Raw genomic sequence first — 15,510 nt, forward strand, 5'->3', positions numbered from 1 at the left:
GTCCGTGGAGTTTCGCGGCCTTGAAATCAGCCGCCCGCAATGGACGACGCGACCACCAGCAACGACATCCGCCTTCGTGAAGGCTCCTCGATCGCGCAGCGGCTAGTGATGGCCGGCTCCGCGGCCGCCGTCGCGCTGTGCTTCACGCCGGGCCTTTTCACCCACGACGCCATGGAGGTGACCATCTCCGTGGCGGCGCTCCTGCTGGGAGCGGCGTTCGTCACCGGCATCATGCTGGCGCCCGCGGTGGTGTGGATCATCACGCCGACCGAGATCCTGATCGGGCAACAACGTCCGTTCGGAAAGCTCCGCACGCGGATCGTCGCCAAGGACGACATCAGCGGATTGCAGGTCCCCGGCAGCAAGAGGGCGAAAGCCCGCTTCCAACTGGCCTTCACGCTGGCTTCGGGCGAGCGCCTGACCTCCCCGCCGATCTCCGACGTCACGCATGTGCGCGACACGGTGGCGCGGATCGCGGCGCAGTTCGACGTCCCCGACGTCGAGGCACCGCTCAATCCGCTCGATGCCAGCAATCCCGAGATGCGTCTCGGCGATCCGCTCGAGCCGTTTCCCGCAAGGGATATCAGGATCGTCGCGCTGATCGTCGTCGCATTGTGTGCCGTTCCCTACGCCTACAAGCTCTGGCGCGGCCTGCCGCCCGGCCCGGTCGACATCATGCTGCTGCCGGTTGGTGCGATCGCCGCTTTCGCCGTGCACAGATATGCCAATCTCGTGACCGGCGCCTTCTGGATCATTCGGCCGGAGGACATTCGCGTCGAGCGCCTGTGGGGCGACGGCAGCTTGCGCGCCGACCATATCGCGGGGCGCGAGGTGAAGACGATCACGGTCGAGCGCCGTGGCCGGTCCGAGGACGAGCATTGCATCGTGGTGATCCGATTGCAGTCCGGACAGCGGTTTCGCAGTCCGCGCATCGGCTCGCGGCTCGAGGCGCGCGCCGTGGGGACCGAAATCGTCCGGCGGCTCGGGATCGCGCCGGAGAACAACAAGATCTAGCTAGCATCCAGCGCGAATTGGCGAAGTTGATCTCACCGCGGCGGAGGGAGCGCACCGCCATCGTGGGCAGCAATCTGGGCTTTTCGCGCCATCCCCTGTTTGTGGCATTGCCCGATACCGTCAAAAAAGCAAAGCATTCTCGTGACATACCAGCCGGGCGCGCCATCAACTTGCCATGAACATGGCCCTGAGATTTGATGGTTCCGAATGATTTGCGCTGTGGCAGCGGGGAGAGCTTGAAATGACGGATTTTCGTCGCCTGACCGGGGCGTTTGTGGCTGCGATCGGCCTGATCCTGTCCGCACCCCAAGCCTTCGCCCAGCAGCCCGACCGCGGCGACGAGCCCGGCCTGGTCGCCGACGATTCCTACCAGCTCGATCCGGAATGGCAGAAGCAGGTCGTCTACTACCGCACGACCGAAGCGCCGGGCACCATCATCATTTCGACCTCCGAGCGTCACCTCTATCTGGTGCAGCCCGGCGGGCGCGCGATCCGCTACGGCATCGGCGTCGGCCGCGACGGCTTCCAGTGGCAGGGGCTGGTGAACATCACCAACAAGAAGGAATGGCCGGACTGGACGCCGCCGGCGGAAATGATCCAGCGCCAGCCCTATCTGCCGCGCTTCATGGCCGGCGGCCCCGGCAATCCGCTCGGCGCCCGCGCCATGTATCTCGGCACCACCGTCTACCGCATCCATGGCACCAACCGCCCCGATACGATCGGGACCAAGGTGTCCTCGGGCTGCTTCCGTCTCGTCAACAATGACGTCGCCGATCTTTACGATCGCGTCCCTGTTGGCACCAAGGTGGTCATCCGGCAGAAGCCCGAAATCTAAGTCTTGTAATTTGAGCATGATCTTTCCGGAAAGCCGCTTCGCACTTTGCGCTAGCGCGGCCCTCCGGGCCCGGATCATGCTCTCAGCCTTCCTTCGGACTCCTTTTCCCGATTATTTCGAGAGAGCAACATGATGCGCACATTTCGAGGCGGCCTGCTGATCGGGCTCGCGGTTGCCGTGCTGGTCGCGGTTCTGGCCATCATCTATGAGTTCTACGACACCCGCACCCTGAAGCGCACGGTTCGCCGCGGCGAGGTTCTGTGCGGCGTCAACAAGGGCCTGCCGGGCTTCTCGATCCCGGATGACAAGGGCAACTGGACCGGCTTCGACGTGGATTTCTGCCGCGCGGTGGCGTCTGCGATCTTCGACGATCCGGGCAAGGCGAAGTTCGTTCCGCTCGACGCCAGCGAGCGCTTCAAGGAATTGCAGAGCCGGAAAGTCGACATCCTCTCGCGCAACTCGACCTGGAGCATGGCGCGCGAGCTCGACTACGACCTCTATTTCCCCGCGGTCGCCTATTACGACGGCGCCGGCTTCATGCTTCCGCGCGCACGCAACAAGGAGACGTCGCTGGACCTGACCGGAAGCAAGGTCTGCGTCCAGTCCGGCACCACCACGCTGCTCAACGTCGCCGACTACTTCCGTGCCAACAACATGAAGTACGAAGAGATGAAGTTCGACAAGCTCGACGACGTCGTGAAGGCCTACGACACCGGCAAGTGCGACACGCTCTCCGCCGACGTCTCCCAGCTCTACGCGCTGCGGCTGAACCTGTCGAAGCCCGGCGACCACATGATCCTGCCGGACATGATCTCCAAGGAGCCGCTCGCCCCCGTGGTGCGCCAGCGTGACGACGACTGGATGATGATCGTGAAGTGGACGCTCTACGCGATGATCAACGCGGAAGAGCTGGGTGTCAGTTCCGAGAACATCGACGAGGCCTTGAAGTCGAAGAAGCCGGAAGTGATGCGCCTCGTCGGCACCGAGGGCAATTACGGCGAGCAACTCGGCCTCACCAAGGACTGGGTCGTCCGCATCATCCGCCACGTCGGCAATTACGGCGAGATGTACGAGCGCAATATCGGCGCGAAGTCCAAGCTGAAGATTCCGCGCGGCATGAACCAGCTGTGGAATGCCGGCGGCGTGCAGTACGCGCCGCCGATGCGGTAAGGGCGGTCTAACCGCCGTCATTGCGTTGACGGTGGTGCCAAAGCGTACGCTGCGTTCCCTCCCCCCTTGCGGGGGAGGGTTAGGGAGAGGGGTGCCACACGGCACACTCTATCCTTCGCGCTCTACGTGAGGCGTGCGGCTCTGTCGCGACGGACGCACCTTTTCCTGGGCTACCCCTCTCCCCCGCCCTCCCCGCAAGGGGGGAGGGAGCGCAGGGTGCCGTGTTGCCCCGCCCCCGCCTCAATACCCCCGCGCCCGGGCCAGCTGCTCGGTGTGGTAATTGGCGTCGCCGAACAATTCCTCGCACACCCGCGCGCGCTTCATGAAGAAGCCGATGTCGAACTGGTCGGTCATGCCCATGCCGCCATGCATCTGCACGCCTTCCTGCACCGCGCGGGTGGCGGTGGTGCCGGCGCGCGCCTTTGCGACTGCGACGGCTGACGTGGCCTTGGCAACGTCAGTATCCAGCGCCTGCAGCGCCTTCATCACGGCGGCGCGGGTGATCTCGATGTCGACATAGAGCTCGGCGGCGCGGTGCTGCAGCGCCTGGAATTCGCCGATCAGCTTGCCGAACTGCTTGCGGCTCTTCAGATACTCGACGGTGCGGCCGAACACCTCTTCGCTGAGGCCCACCATTTCGGAGGCGACCGCGCCGCGCCCGATGTCGAGCACGCCATCGAGCAGGCCGGCGCCCTGATCGATTTCGCCGAGCACGCTGTCGGCATTGACCTCGACATTGGCAAGCTCGATCCGTGCCGCGTTGTGCGCGTCCACCATGATGGTGCGCTCGATTGCAACGCCCTTGGCCTTGGGGTTGACCAGGAACAGCGTCAGCCCCTCGCGCTCGCCGGCCGAACCCGCGGTGCGCGCGGCGACGATGAAGAGGTCGGCGACGTGGCCGTCGACGACCAGTGCCTTGGCACCGCTCAGCCTGAAACCGTTGCCGGCGCGCACTGCCTGGAGGCTGGTCTGGAGCGGGCGATGCTTTGCGCCCTCGTCGATCGCGAGCGTCGCCAGCAGCGAGCCGTTGGAGATTTTTGGCAGGTACTCGGATTTCTGCGCGGCATTGCCGCCGCGGTTCAGCGCCGAGGCCGCGACCACGCTGGTGGCGAGGAACGGCGACGGCATCAAGGTGCGGCCGATCTCCTCCATCACCACGCCGGCCTCGACGAAGCCGAGACCAGAGCCGCCGAACTCTTCCGGCACCAGCAAGCCGGCAAAGCCCATCTCGGCGAAGGAATGCCAGAACTCCTTGGAGAAGCCGGTGGGATCCTTGCTATCGCGCAATTGGCGCAGATGCGGCACCGGCGCCTTGTCGCTGATCAGTCCACGCGCTGAATCGCGGAGCATCGATTGTTCTTCGGTGAGGACGAGGGCCATGTGCGTGGTTCCGATTCGAAATCTGTTTTTGCTTCGTCATTCCGGGATGGCCCGAAGGGCCAGACCCGGAATCCATTGAGCGGCAGAGTTGGTGGATGAATGGATTCCGGGTTCGCGCTTCGCGCGCCCCGGAATGACGCAAAGCCTCACGCCCCCGGCAGATCGAGGATACGCTTGGCGACGATGCCAAGCATCACCTCGCTCGTGCCGCCCTCGATCGAGTTGGCCTTGGTGCGCAGCCAGGCGCGCGGACGGGCGCCTTGCCTGGAGCGCTCGCTCTCCCATTCCAGCGCATCGACGCCGCCGGCCGACATCAGGATCTCGTAGCGGCGCTTGTTGAGCTCGGTGCCGTAATATTTCATCGCCGAGGAGAACGCCGGATGCGCCTGCCCCGCCTTGGCCAGATCGACCGCGCGCTCGGCGCAGGCCGCAAGCGCGGCTTCATCGACATCGAAGGTGGCGATCCGTCCGCGCAGCATCGCATCGTCGAGCCGCCCTTGCGCGTCGGCGCCGACGGAATCGGCCGCGATCTGGCCGAGCGGACGACCGACGCCGCGCTCGCCCATGCCCGAGATCATCGCGCGCTCGTGCTGAAGCAGGTATTTCGCGACGTCCCAGCCGCGGTTGACGGTGCCGACCACATGCGACTTCGGCACGCGGACGCCGTCGAAGAAGGTCTCGCAGAACGGCGAGTAGCCTGAGATCAACAGAATCGGCTTGGTCGTCACGCCCTTCGAGGTCATGTCGAACAGGATGAAGCTGATGCCGTCGTGCTTCTTCGCCGTGGAATCGGTACGGACGAGACAGAATATCCAGTCGGCGTAATTGGCGTAGGAGGTCCAGATCTTCGACCCCGTGATGACGAAGTCGTCGCCGTCGCTCTCGGCGCGGGTCTGGAGCGACGCGAGATCGGAGCCGGCGTTCGGCTCGGAATAGCCCTGGCACCAGCGGATCAGGCCCGCCGCGATCTTCGGCAGATGTTCCTGCTTCTGCGCCTCGTTGCCGTATTTGAGCAGCGCCGGCCCGAGCATCCAGATGCCGAAGCTCGACAGCGGCGGACGCGCGCCGATCTTCGCCATCTCCGCGCGCAACACCTTGTGCTCGGCCGCGCTCAGACCGCCGCCGCCATATTCCCTAGGCCAGTCCGGCACGGTCCAGCCCCTGTCGCGCATGCGCTCGAACCAGATGCGCTGCGGCTCGGAGGAGAACCTCGTATTGCGTCCGCCCCAGAACACGTCTGCGTCGGAGGTCGCGGGCTTGCGCATCTCCGGCGGGCAATTGGCTTCGAGCCAGGCGCGCGTCTCGCTGCGGAATTGTTCGAGATCAGCCGTTTCAGAATCTGTCATGCGTCGTTTCCATCAGGCAAAATCGACTTATTGGTCGCGACTCTGGGCCATCGTCTCGTGGAATTCAACCACTTCCGTGCCGCTGCATTCGGCTATAGTCGCGGCCACGGCGAGGCTTGAAAACAAAGAGGAAACAACAATGCGCCTGAAACTTCTTTCGCCTGGCGAAATGAACGAGAGCCAGCGGCAGACCTATGACGAGTCGATTGCCGGCAAGCGCGGCAAGCCGCCGGCGCCGATGATGGCCTGGCTCAACAGTCCCGACATGGCGCGTCATGCCACGCGGCTCGGCGAGGTCCTGCGCTACGACACGATATTCCCGGCAAAGCTTTCGGAGATCGCGATCCTGGTGACGGCGCGGCACTGGACCGCTCATTACGAATGGTATGCGCACAAGCGCCTCGCGCTTGCAGGCGGCATGAAGCCCGAGATCATCGACGCCATCCGCGACCGCCGCACGCCTGAGTTCGACGACCCCAAGGGCAGGATGATCTACGACGTGGCAAAGTCGCTGCATGAGGGCCACGGCGTCGAGAAGGGCCTCTATCATGAGGCCGTGAAGCTGCTCGGCGAGCGCGGCGTGGTCGAGGTGATCGGGCTGTGTGGCTATTACACGCTGGTGTCGATGACGCTGAACACGTTCGAGTTCGGCCTGCCCGAGGGCGAGGTGTCGGAGCTGGCTTGATTGCCCAACCGGAAACGCTGGGTTTCGGGATGGGCCGGTAGCACTGTCCCGAGGCCCGCCTTATGTGAGGTGATCAACGGAGCAGCACCATGTCGCAAAACCAAGCCGTCCATGCCGGCACCAGGATCGGCCACGTCCACCTCAAGGTCGCCGATCTCGATCGCGCGCTCGGCTTCTATTGCGGCGTGCTCGGTTTCGAGCTGATGCAGCGCATGGGGTCGGGCGCGGCGTTCATCTCGGCCGGCGGCTATCACCACCACATCGGGCTCAACACCTGGGAGAGCAAGGGCGGCTCGCCGCCACCGCCAGGCACCACCGGGCTCTATCACACCGCGATCCTCTATCCGACGCGCCCCGCGCTGGCGGACGCGCTGCACCGCGTGCTGTCGGCGGGCATTGCGTTGGATGGGGCGAGCGACCATGGCGTGTCCGAAGCGCTGTATCTGCGCGATCCGGACCAGAATGGCGTGGAGCTGTATCGGGACCGGCCGAAGGAGCAGTGGCCGTTCGGGCCGGACGGCAAGCTTGCGATGATCACCAAGCGGCTGGACGTCGAGGAGCTGCTGCGACAGCGGGAGGCGTGACGCCGCTTTCGCCTCTCGTCATTGCGAGCGCAGCGAAGCAATGACGGAGTGTGTCGAGGCGCCGCGTCTCTACGAAGTCTTCGCGTGTGGCGCACCCCGCACCATGATCAGCGCCGCGGCCGCCACCTCCAGCGCGATGCAGAGATAAAACGGCAGCGAATAGCCGCCGGAGAGATCGCGCAGGAAGCCGACGACGCCGGGACCGAAGGCATAGGTCACCTGGTTGATCGCGGTGTTGAGGCTGATCAGCACGCCGAACGAGGCGGAATCGAACTCCTGCTGGACGATCAGCGACGGCAGGGTGATGAGGTTGCCGACCGAGAAGCCGAACACCGCGCAGGCCGCGATCAGCACGTAGTCGTTGTGCAGGTTGATGACGACCAGAAGCGCCGCCGCCTGGCTCAGGAACGACAGCGCGGAGGCGAGGCGCTGGTTGATCCGGTCGATCACCAGCGAGAACAGCACCCGGCCGACCACGGCCATCGCCGTCAGCACCGCGACAGCCACGGCGGCGCGCTCGCGCCCGATCACGGGATCGAGGAACGAGATCAGGTGGACGATGAAGCCGACCTGCGCGAACAGCACCAGCGCGAAGGCGATCGTCACCGTGAGGAAGCCAACGTCGCGCAGCGCGGCCTTGCGGATCTGCGCCGACGATTGCGGCTTCGCATTCGTCGCCGCGTGCCAACCATGCAGATCAGGCGGCCGGCCGACGACGATCAGGATCACCGGCACGAGCAGCATCAGCATGGCGCCGGCGACGCTAAACATCGCACTGGCGAAGCCGGTATGGCCGATCAAGGTCACCAGCAGCGGCACGCCGACGATGCCGCCGAAGCTTGCGCCGTTCAGCGCGAGGCTGATGGCCATGCCGCGCTTGTGGTCGAACCACAGGCTGATGGTGTTGGTGATCATGGCCAGACTGGTGCCGGCCCAGCCGAAGGCGAGCACGGCATCGGCGAGATAGAGCTGCCAGGGCTCGCGCACCGCGCCGATCGCGACCGCGGCGGCCGCCATCGCCAGCGTGCCCGCGATCAGGCAGAGCCGCGGACCATATTTCCGGACGGCTTCGCCGACGAACACGACGAGCAGCGCGCCGAACAGATAGAAGAACGTCGTGCCCGAGGAGATCAGCGAGGCCGACCAGCCGTGCGCACGCTGGAGCTCGGCGACGTAGACGCTCTGGCCGTAGAAGCCGAGCCCCCAGCCGAAGGTCGCGAGTAGGAAGCAGACCGCGACGATGCGCCAGCCTTCGTAACGGAGGGAGGATTCGTCGATCGGTGCGCCGTGACGGGGATTGTCGAGCATTTGCGCTTCTCCTTCGCATCCCCCGCGTTGTGATTTTCTGTCCATGACGACCATCATGTATCGACGTGGGAGCAGAAAATCACTTCGACCGCGATCGAAGTATCAACGCTGCTGACAGCCTCCTGCCAACTCAGATCGCATCCGGGAACTCGCCCATCGCCGCTTCCAGCCGCGCCTTGCGGCGGCGCGCCCTGGAGACCAGCAAGAGCACGACGAGGCCGAGCACCACCGGCGGGAACACCACCATGTTCACCGCGGACCAGCCGTAATTGGCGAGCAACTGGCCGGACGAGAACGAGCCGATCGCCATCATGCCGAACACCAGGAAATCGTTGAAGGCCTGCACCTTGTTGCGCTCCTGCGGCCGGTGCGTCTCCAGCACCAGCGCGGAGGCGCCGATGAAGGAGAAATTCCAGCCGATACCGAGCACGATCAGCGTGGCCCAGAAGTGCATCGCGGTGATGCCGGAAAGACCGATGGTGGCCGCTCCGGCTTCCAGCAACAGGCCAATCGCGACGGTCTTGGGCGCGCCGAGGCGGCTTATCAGCGCGCCCGTAAAGAAGCTCGGCCCGTACATGGCGACGATGTGCCATTGAATGCCGAAATTGGAATCGCTGACGCTCAGCCCGCACAGCTTCATGGCGAGCGGCGCCGAAGTCATCACCAGGTTCATCATGGGATAGGAGATGACGCCGCACAAAGCGGCCGCGATGAAGCGCGGTTGGGTCACGATCGTCATGAGCGGACGGCCGCCATGCAGATCGGCCGGGGCCGGCTTCGGCATGTCGACGCCGGCGACGATGCCCATGGCGACCAACGCCACCGCCGCCTGCACCAGGAAGCTGAAGGCGAACAGATAGGGCGACCAGACGTCCATGGTCCATTGCACGAGCTGCGGACCGAGCACGCCGGCAAACACGCCGCCCGCCATCACCCACGACACCGCCTTGGGCCGGTAAGCTGCGCTGGCGCCGTCGGCGGCGGCGAAGCGATAGGATTGCGCCACCGCGCCGTAGAGACCGCCGAGGAAGGTCGCCAGACAGAACAGCGCGAACGAGCCGCGCAGGATCGCGAAGGAGCCGCACAGGCCGGTGAGCGTGCCCAGACCCGTGCCGACGATGAAGGCGGCGCGGCGGCCGAAGCGGCGCGAGATCGCACCGGTCGGCAGCGTGCCAGCGGCGAGCCCAAGCACATACATCGAGATCGGCACGGTCGCGAACGACATGTCCGGCGCGAGCGTGGCGCCGACGATCGAGCCCGTCGCGAAGATCACCGCCGAGTTGGCGCCGGTCAGCGCCTGCGCGGCGGCAAGGCGCACCACGTTGGCGCGCACGCGGACGTCGTCGACGATCTCGTTGGCTGAAGTCACGTCTAGCATCGGCATTTCCGCCCCAAAGGGCCTTCAAGGGGCTCTGTTGATTCCCGGCACTATGGAGGGGCGCGGGAGGGCGGGCAACCGGCGCAAACGGGCGCAGGCCATGCCTCTGACGCAATCAAACGGATGATAGCGGGCCGCGCTCTTGACGGCTTGCGCTCGATCAAATCCTATCCGCCGCAATCTTCCGGGAGTTTCGTTCATGACCGTCGACGACAGGCCCACGCTCAGCGCTCCCGACGACGATCCCTGGCTCTGGCTGGAGGAGATCGAAGGCAAGCAGGCGCTCGATTTCGTCGCGCGGCAGAACAGCCTGACGCTCGACGCGTTCGGCGGCGCGGCCTTCGCGCGCGACCGCGACATTCTCGCGGCGATCTACGATCGCCCGGATAACATTCCCTATGTCAGCCGGCGCGGCGACGATCTGCACAACCTCTGGAAGGACGCCACCAATCCGCGCGGCCTGTGGCGGCGGACCACGCTGGCGGAATTTCGCAAGGCCGATCCGGCGTGGGAGATCATGCTGGATGTCGACCGGCTCGCGGCGAAGGAAGGCGAAGACTGGCTGCTGAGCGGCATCGCCACGATGCCGGGAAGCTCGCGCGCCATTCTGAGCCTGTCGCGCGGCGGCAGCGACGCCGTGACCTTGCGCGAATTCGACCTCGATACGAAGAGCTTCGTTGCGGACGGTTTTGCGTTGCCGGAAGCGAAAGGCGGCGTGGACTGGCTCGATGCCGACGCGCTGCTGCTGGCGAGCGCCCATGGCGAGGGCATGGCGACGACATCCGGCTATGCACGAACCGTGCGGCTGTGGCGGCGCGGCCAACCGGTCGAACAGGCCACGGTGCTGTTCGAAGCCTCGGCGAGCGATATGGCGGCGTATTGCCATGTCGATCGCATGACATCAAACCGAACGATATGGTTCGGCCGCATGCTGGATTTCTTCAACTTCAGCGTCTCGATCGGAGACCAGACCGGTCCGCTCTCGAAGATGGACCTTCCCACCAACATAGAACTGCAAGCCCAGGGCGACTGGCTCACGGTCAAGCCGCGCGCGGATTGGCCGGTGGACGGACGGACGTACAAGGCCGATGCCGTGCTCGGCATCTCGCTTTCGGTCTTTCTGGCCGGCGGCCGCGAATTCACGGTGCTGTTCGAGCCGGCGCCGCGCCGCGCCGTCCAGGGCTTCTTCTGGGCGGCAGACAGGCTGGTGCTCTCGATCCTCGACGAGCTCAGGCCGCGCTTCGAGATCTGCACGCCATCAGCCACCGGCTGGAGCCGCGAGACGCTTCCCGGCCTGCCGCAGATCGGCGTCGTCGACATCTGGCCGCTCGACCGCCATCCCTCCGAAAGCAATGGCGATTTGCTCGCCAATGTGCAGGACCCGCTGACGCCGCCGTCGCTGCTGCTGATGGAACGCGGCGTTGCAGGTCCGACCGTGCTGAAACAGGCGCCGAAGACGTTCACCGCCGACGGTCTGGTGGTGACGCAGCACGAGGCGATCTCGATCGACGGCGAGCGCATTCCCTATGTTCAGACCGGTCCCGCCGGCGAGACCGGGGATGCGCCGGTCTATATGAGCGCCTATGGCGGCTTCGCCCATTCGGTGAAGCCCTATTACAACGCCTCGCTCGGCAAGCTGTGGCTGGAGCGCGGCGGCACGACGGTGCAGGCGAATTTGCGCGGCGGCGGCGAATTCGGCACGCGCTGGCACGATGCCGGCCGGCTCGCCGGCAAGAAGCTGTCGCATGATGATTTCGCGGCCGTTGCCGCCGATCTGGTCCGCCGTGGCGTGACGCGCGCAAAGCGCATCGCCGCGCAAGGCGGATCGAACGGCGGAATCCTCATCACCAACATGCTGGTGCGCTACCCCGAACGGTTCGGCGCGCTGTTCTGCACCATCCCGCTGATCGACATGCGCCGCTACACCAGGCTGCTCGCCGGCGCGAGCTGGATCGCGGAATATGGCGACCCAGACAAGCCGGAGGAGTGGGACTGGCTGAAGACCTACTCGGCCTATCACAACGTCAAAGCCGGCCAAACCTATCCGCCGATCCTGATCGCCACCACGCGGCGCGACGACCGCGTCCATCCCGGCCATGCGCGCAAGATGACGGCAAAACTCCAGGCGATGGGTTATGAGGCCTGGTTCTACGAGCCGGAAGCCGGCGGCCACGGCTACGGCAAGGACAACAGGGAGCGCGCCGGCTTCGAGGTGCTCGGCTTCCGGTTCCTGAAGGACAAGATCGGCTGGCGGGACGGCGAGGCGTGACGGGCTAGTGTTCTGAGATGCAGGAGCTTCGCGGCCATCCTTCGAGACGTCGCTCCGCGACTCCTCAGGATGAGGTCTCGTTTCGCGGCGAAGTCCTAGACCCTCATGGTGAGGAGCGCCGCCTTACGGCGCGTCTCGAACCATAGAGGCCGAGCGGCTTCGCAGCAACGCCGCGCCTCAAGCCCGCGCAAACACCAGCGTGAGATTATTGGCGGGCATGTCGATCGTATCGACGAGACGGAGGCCAACCCCGCGAGCGAGCGTCTCGACATCGCTGATGTCGCGCACGCCCCAATCGGGATTGCCTTCGCGCAAGGACGTGTCGAACACCGCATTGCTGAGCGCAGTGTGCTTGCCGTCGCGCTTGAACGGGCCGTAGAGGAACAGCTTGCCGTCCGCCCGCAGGTGGCGGCCGGCGCCGGCGAACAGGCCCTCGGCCACGCTCCATGGCGCGATGTGGATGACATTGGCGCAGAACAATGCGGCAAGGCTTGTCGGCGCCTGTCCGCTTTTCATCTCAGGACACCAGTCCGGATCGGTGAGATCGATCCGCAGCGGCGAGCGGATGTTTTGCAGGCCCGAATGAACGCGCCAGGCCTCGATGCTCTTGAGGTGGCGCTGGTTGAGGTCGCTGGGCCACCAGATCAGGCCCGGCGAATGGCGGGCAAAATGGACCACATGCTGGCCGGTTCCGCTGCCGAGCTCGACGACGTTGCCGGTGCAGCCCGCAAGATGCTTCTGCAGTGCTGCCCAGAGCGGTTCGTGATTGCGATGAAATGCCGGCGCATCGAGCCGGCCGTCCGGCTCGACCCGTCCGCCATCCCTGCCAAATTCGACGACATAGTCCGCCAAGTGAGGTCCCCTTGAAAAAACGAGAACGCGATGAAAACAGGATGAGCGCCCAAACGCCTAGGAAACACGTCGAGGAAACACGTCCAGGAAATACGCCGAGAAAACAGCCGCCCCCCGCGCCAGTGACCTTACTCTCGGGGCCAAACCCGCCGAACAGACAATCTCTTTAGTTGCAATGCGGAAGATATTAACTCCATTTTGCCCCGTGCATAGTCTTGATTGTCAGGCGATGCCCTTTGTGCTTTGGAACGCTTCTATTTCCGCGATCGAGACCAACGACATAACGCCTCGGAATGACGCCTTGACCGCTTTTTCCCGGACGCCTGCCCTGCTCCTCCTGCTGGCCTTCGCCGCCGGCCTCGCCGGCCCGGCGCTGGCGCAATCCGCCGTGGCCGAGGGCCAGAAGCTCGCCTTCGACCGCGGCAAGGGCAATTGCCTGACCTGCCACGTCATCAAGGGCGGCGACCTGCCGGGCACGATCGGGCCGGAACTGAAGGACCTCAAGGCGAAGTACCCCGACCGCAACGAGCTGAGCGCGATCATCTTCGACGAGACCAAGCGCAATCCGCAGACCATGATGCCGCCGTTCGGCCGGAACAGGATTTTGACCGAGCAGGAAATCAGCGCGATCGTTGATTTCCTGCAAACACTGTGACCGCCGGCACGCCAAGAGATTGTCCAGGAGAACTCTGATGACCACGACCACCGGCCCTCATCCGACGCGGCGCCTGCTCCTTCAGGGCGCGGCCTCGGTCGCGCTGCTCGGCCTTGGCAATCTGCCGTTCGCTCCCGCCCGCGCCGCGGCCAACGACAAATATCCGGAAGACGCCTTCAAGCAGAAGAACGAGGCCGATGCGATCAAGGCGCTCTATGGCAAGACCGCCGAGCCGTCCGACAAGGTCAAGCTCGATGCCCCCGAGATCGCCGAAAACGGCGGCGTCGTGCCGATCTCGGTGACGACGACGCTCGACAAGGTCACCTCGATCTCGTTCTTCGTGGCCGAGAATCCGAACGCGCTCGCGGCAAGCTACAGGATTCCCGACGGCACCATGCCGAGTGTCGCCAACCGCCTGAAGATGGCAAAGACCACCAAATTGACCGCGATCGTGGAAGCCGACGGCAAGCTCTACAGCGCGACCAAAGAGGTCAAGGTCACCGTCGGCGGCTGCGGCGGCTAGGGAGAACCGAGATGGCATCCAGCATTCGCGTCCGCGCCACCGCCAACGGCGACACCACCGAGGTGCAGGCGCTGATCCAGCATCCCATGGACTCCGGCTTCGTCAAGGATTCCAAGGGCGAACTGATCCCGGCGCATTTCATCCAGGAGCTGAAGTTCGAATGTAACGGCAAGGACGTCTTCATCGCCGATTGGGGCACCGCGGTCTCCAAGGACCCCTACGTCAAGTTCAGCTTCAAGGGCGCCAGGAAGGGCGACGACCTCAAGGTATCCTGGACCGACAACAAGGGTGCGTCGGATACGACCACCGCGAAGATCTCGTGATGAAGGCCCGGTCCGCCCTCCTGCTTGGCTCGCTCGGCGCCGCGCTCGTCGCGTTCGCCCTCACCTCTCCGCGCGTGGTGGCCGCCGACAAGGTCGATCCCGTGGCCGACGCGAAAGCGTTCCAGAACTTCTTCTTCCAGAAATTCCCCAACGTGAAGCACGAGGATTTCGTCAACGGTCCCTATTCGATGAATGCCGACATGAAGCGGCAGTGGCAGGAGAAAGAGGAATTCCCGCCTTACGAGTTCGCGCTCGACGCCGGCAAGGACATGTTCACGACGCCGTTCAAGAACGGCAAGACCTATGCCGACTGCTTCCCGAACGGCGGCATCGGCATCCGCCAGAACTATCCTTACTTCGACACGAAGGAAGGCAAGGTCGTCACGCTGGAGCTCGCGCTCAACCGCTGCCGCGAAGCCAATGGCGAGGCGCCCTATTCCTACGTCAAGGACGAGATGGCCTCGCTCACCGCCTACATGGCGTTCACCTCGCGCGGCAAGCCGATGGACATCAAGATTCCCGATGATCCGCGCGCACTGGCGGCATTCGAGAACGGCAAGCGTTATTTCTACACCCGCCGCGGCCAGATGAATTTTTCCTGCGCGAGCTGCCATGTGCAGAGCCCGGGCGAACGTATCCGCGCCGAGATCCTGGCGCCGGCGCTCGGCATCCTGAACGCGATGCCGATCTACCGCTCCGAATGGAGCGGCATGGGCACGACCAGCCGCCGCTTCGTCACCTGCAACAGCCAGACTCGCGCGGTTCCGCTGGAGCCGCAGGCGGATGAATATCGCGACGTCGAATATTTCCTCTCCTACGTCGCCAACGGCCTGCCGATATCGGGCCCGGGAGCGCGGCCATGAAGTGGTCATTTGTCCTGGCCATGCTGCTCGCCCCCATGCTCGCCCTGGGCCTCGCGCCGGCGGCGCGCGCGGCAAATGAGGCGGATTACAAGGCGGCCTACGCTGCCGCGGACGCCGCATCGAAGGAGGCTGCCGGCTTGCGTCACCAATGGACCGTGACCGTCTCGGCGCTGGCCGCGGCGAAGAAGGCGGGGGACGGCGGCGATTTCGACCGTGCCGTGGCCGCAGCCAGGGAGGCCGAGGCGCTGGCCAAGGCGTCGATCTTCCAGGCCACGTCCGAAAAAGAAGCCTGGAAGGCGATGGAAATCCGCTAGACTGTTCGCCA

16 protein-coding genes are annotated in these 15,510 nt (G+C 64.9%); 11 read left to right on the top strand and 5 right to left on the bottom strand.

Annotated elements, in window-relative coordinates; all coding sequences use genetic code 11:
• Positions 1-39: 39 nt before the first annotated feature.
• The 3 genes from JQ572_RS17610 to JQ572_RS17620 all read left to right on the top strand — a co-directional run bounded on the left by JQ572_RS17610 (position 40) and on the right by JQ572_RS17620 (position 3,019).
• Positions 40-1,014, top strand: a complete 975-nt coding sequence (locus JQ572_RS17610) for a hypothetical protein (RefSeq protein ID WP_211384092.1) — start codon at positions 40-42, stop codon at positions 1,012-1,014.
• A 241-nt stretch (positions 1,015-1,255) separates the two neighbouring features.
• On the top strand, positions 1,256-1,849 hold the full coding sequence (locus tag JQ572_RS17615; RefSeq protein WP_211384091.1) for a L,D-transpeptidase: 594 nt from the start codon (positions 1,256-1,258) through the stop codon (positions 1,847-1,849).
• A 132-nt stretch (positions 1,850-1,981) separates the two neighbouring features.
• Positions 1,982-3,019, top strand: a complete 1,038-nt coding sequence (locus tag JQ572_RS17620; protein ID WP_211384217.1) for an amino acid ABC transporter substrate-binding protein — start codon at positions 1,982-1,984, stop codon at positions 3,017-3,019.
• A 240-nt stretch (positions 3,020-3,259) separates the two neighbouring features.
• Here the strand turns inward: JQ572_RS17620 and JQ572_RS17625 are convergent, their stop codons facing one another.
• Positions 3,260-4,399 carry an acyl-CoA dehydrogenase family protein gene (locus JQ572_RS17625; protein WP_211384090.1) on the bottom strand — a complete coding sequence of 380 codons (1,140 nt, stop codon included), beginning with the start codon at positions 4,397-4,399 and terminating at the stop codon, positions 3,260-3,262.
• Between the two features lie 146 nt (positions 4,400-4,545).
• Positions 4,546-5,745, bottom strand: coding sequence for an acyl-CoA dehydrogenase family protein (locus JQ572_RS17630; RefSeq protein WP_211384089.1), 1,200 nt, complete (start codon positions 5,743-5,745; stop codon positions 4,546-4,548).
• A 139-nt stretch (positions 5,746-5,884) separates the two neighbouring features.
• Between JQ572_RS17630 and JQ572_RS17635 the strand changes: the two genes are divergently transcribed.
• Together JQ572_RS17635 and JQ572_RS17640 are read left to right on the top strand one after the other, a co-directional pair.
• Positions 5,885-6,430, top strand: a complete 546-nt coding sequence (locus JQ572_RS17635) for a carboxymuconolactone decarboxylase family protein (RefSeq protein WP_211384088.1) — start codon at positions 5,885-5,887, stop codon at positions 6,428-6,430.
• A gap of 89 nt (positions 6,431-6,519) precedes the next feature.
• Positions 6,520-7,014, top strand: a complete 495-nt coding sequence (locus JQ572_RS17640; protein WP_211384087.1) for a VOC family protein — start codon at positions 6,520-6,522, stop codon at positions 7,012-7,014.
• A gap of 69 nt (positions 7,015-7,083) precedes the next feature.
• Here JQ572_RS17640 and JQ572_RS17645 read toward each other — a convergent pair whose 3' ends face one another.
• Positions 7,084-8,322: an MFS transporter gene (locus JQ572_RS17645; RefSeq protein ID WP_211384086.1), complete on the bottom strand. Its 1,239-nt coding sequence runs from the start codon at positions 8,320-8,322 to the stop codon at positions 7,084-7,086.
• Between the two features lie 130 nt (positions 8,323-8,452).
• Entirely contained in the window at positions 8,453-9,700 is a 1,248-nt protein-coding gene (locus tag JQ572_RS17650; RefSeq protein ID WP_211384085.1) for an MFS transporter, read from the bottom strand.
• A 199-nt stretch (positions 9,701-9,899) separates the two neighbouring features.
• Here JQ572_RS17650 and JQ572_RS17655 point away from each other — a divergent pair, with 199 nt between their 5' ends.
• Entirely contained in the window at positions 9,900-11,969 is a 2,070-nt protein-coding gene (locus tag JQ572_RS17655) for a prolyl oligopeptidase family serine peptidase (protein WP_211384084.1), read from the top strand.
• 177 nt (positions 11,970-12,146) lie between these two features.
• Here the strand turns inward: JQ572_RS17655 and JQ572_RS17660 are convergent, their stop codons facing one another.
• The gene (locus tag JQ572_RS17660; RefSeq protein WP_211384083.1) at positions 12,147-12,821 is read right to left on the bottom strand and encodes a DUF938 domain-containing protein; all 675 of its coding nucleotides are present in this window, start codon (positions 12,819-12,821) and stop codon (positions 12,147-12,149) included.
• Between the two features lie 301 nt (positions 12,822-13,122).
• Here JQ572_RS17660 and soxX point away from each other — a divergent pair, with 301 nt between their 5' ends.
• From soxX to JQ572_RS17685, 5 genes are read left to right on the top strand one after another with little or no spacing between them, the layout of a single operon-like run.
• Entirely contained in the window at positions 13,123-13,476 is a 354-nt protein-coding gene (soxX, locus tag JQ572_RS17665; protein ID WP_211384082.1) for a sulfur oxidation c-type cytochrome SoxX, read from the top strand.
• Between the two features lie 37 nt (positions 13,477-13,513).
• Positions 13,514-13,999, top strand: coding sequence for a thiosulfate oxidation carrier protein SoxY (soxY, locus tag JQ572_RS17670; protein WP_211384081.1), 486 nt, complete (start codon positions 13,514-13,516; stop codon positions 13,997-13,999).
• Positions 14,000-14,010: 11 nt separating this feature from the next.
• Entirely contained in the window at positions 14,011-14,322 is a 312-nt protein-coding gene (gene soxZ / locus JQ572_RS17675; RefSeq protein ID WP_211384080.1) for a thiosulfate oxidation carrier complex protein SoxZ, read from the top strand.
• Positions 14,322-15,185: a sulfur oxidation c-type cytochrome SoxA gene (gene soxA / locus JQ572_RS17680; RefSeq protein WP_211384079.1), complete on the top strand. Its 864-nt coding sequence runs from the start codon at positions 14,322-14,324 to the stop codon at positions 15,183-15,185. Before soxZ ends, soxA begins: the two co-directional genes overlap by 1 nt.
• Positions 15,182-15,499, top strand: a complete 318-nt coding sequence (locus tag JQ572_RS17685; RefSeq protein WP_211384078.1) for a hypothetical protein — start codon at positions 15,182-15,184, stop codon at positions 15,497-15,499. Before soxA ends, JQ572_RS17685 begins: the two co-directional genes overlap by 4 nt.
• Positions 15,500-15,510: the final 11 nt, after the last annotated feature.

The organism is Bradyrhizobium sp. SZCCT0153 (genome assembly GCF_018129995.1).
In the GTDB taxonomy this organism is placed as follows: Bacteria; Pseudomonadota; Alphaproteobacteria; order Rhizobiales; family Xanthobacteraceae; genus Bradyrhizobium; species Bradyrhizobium japonicum_G.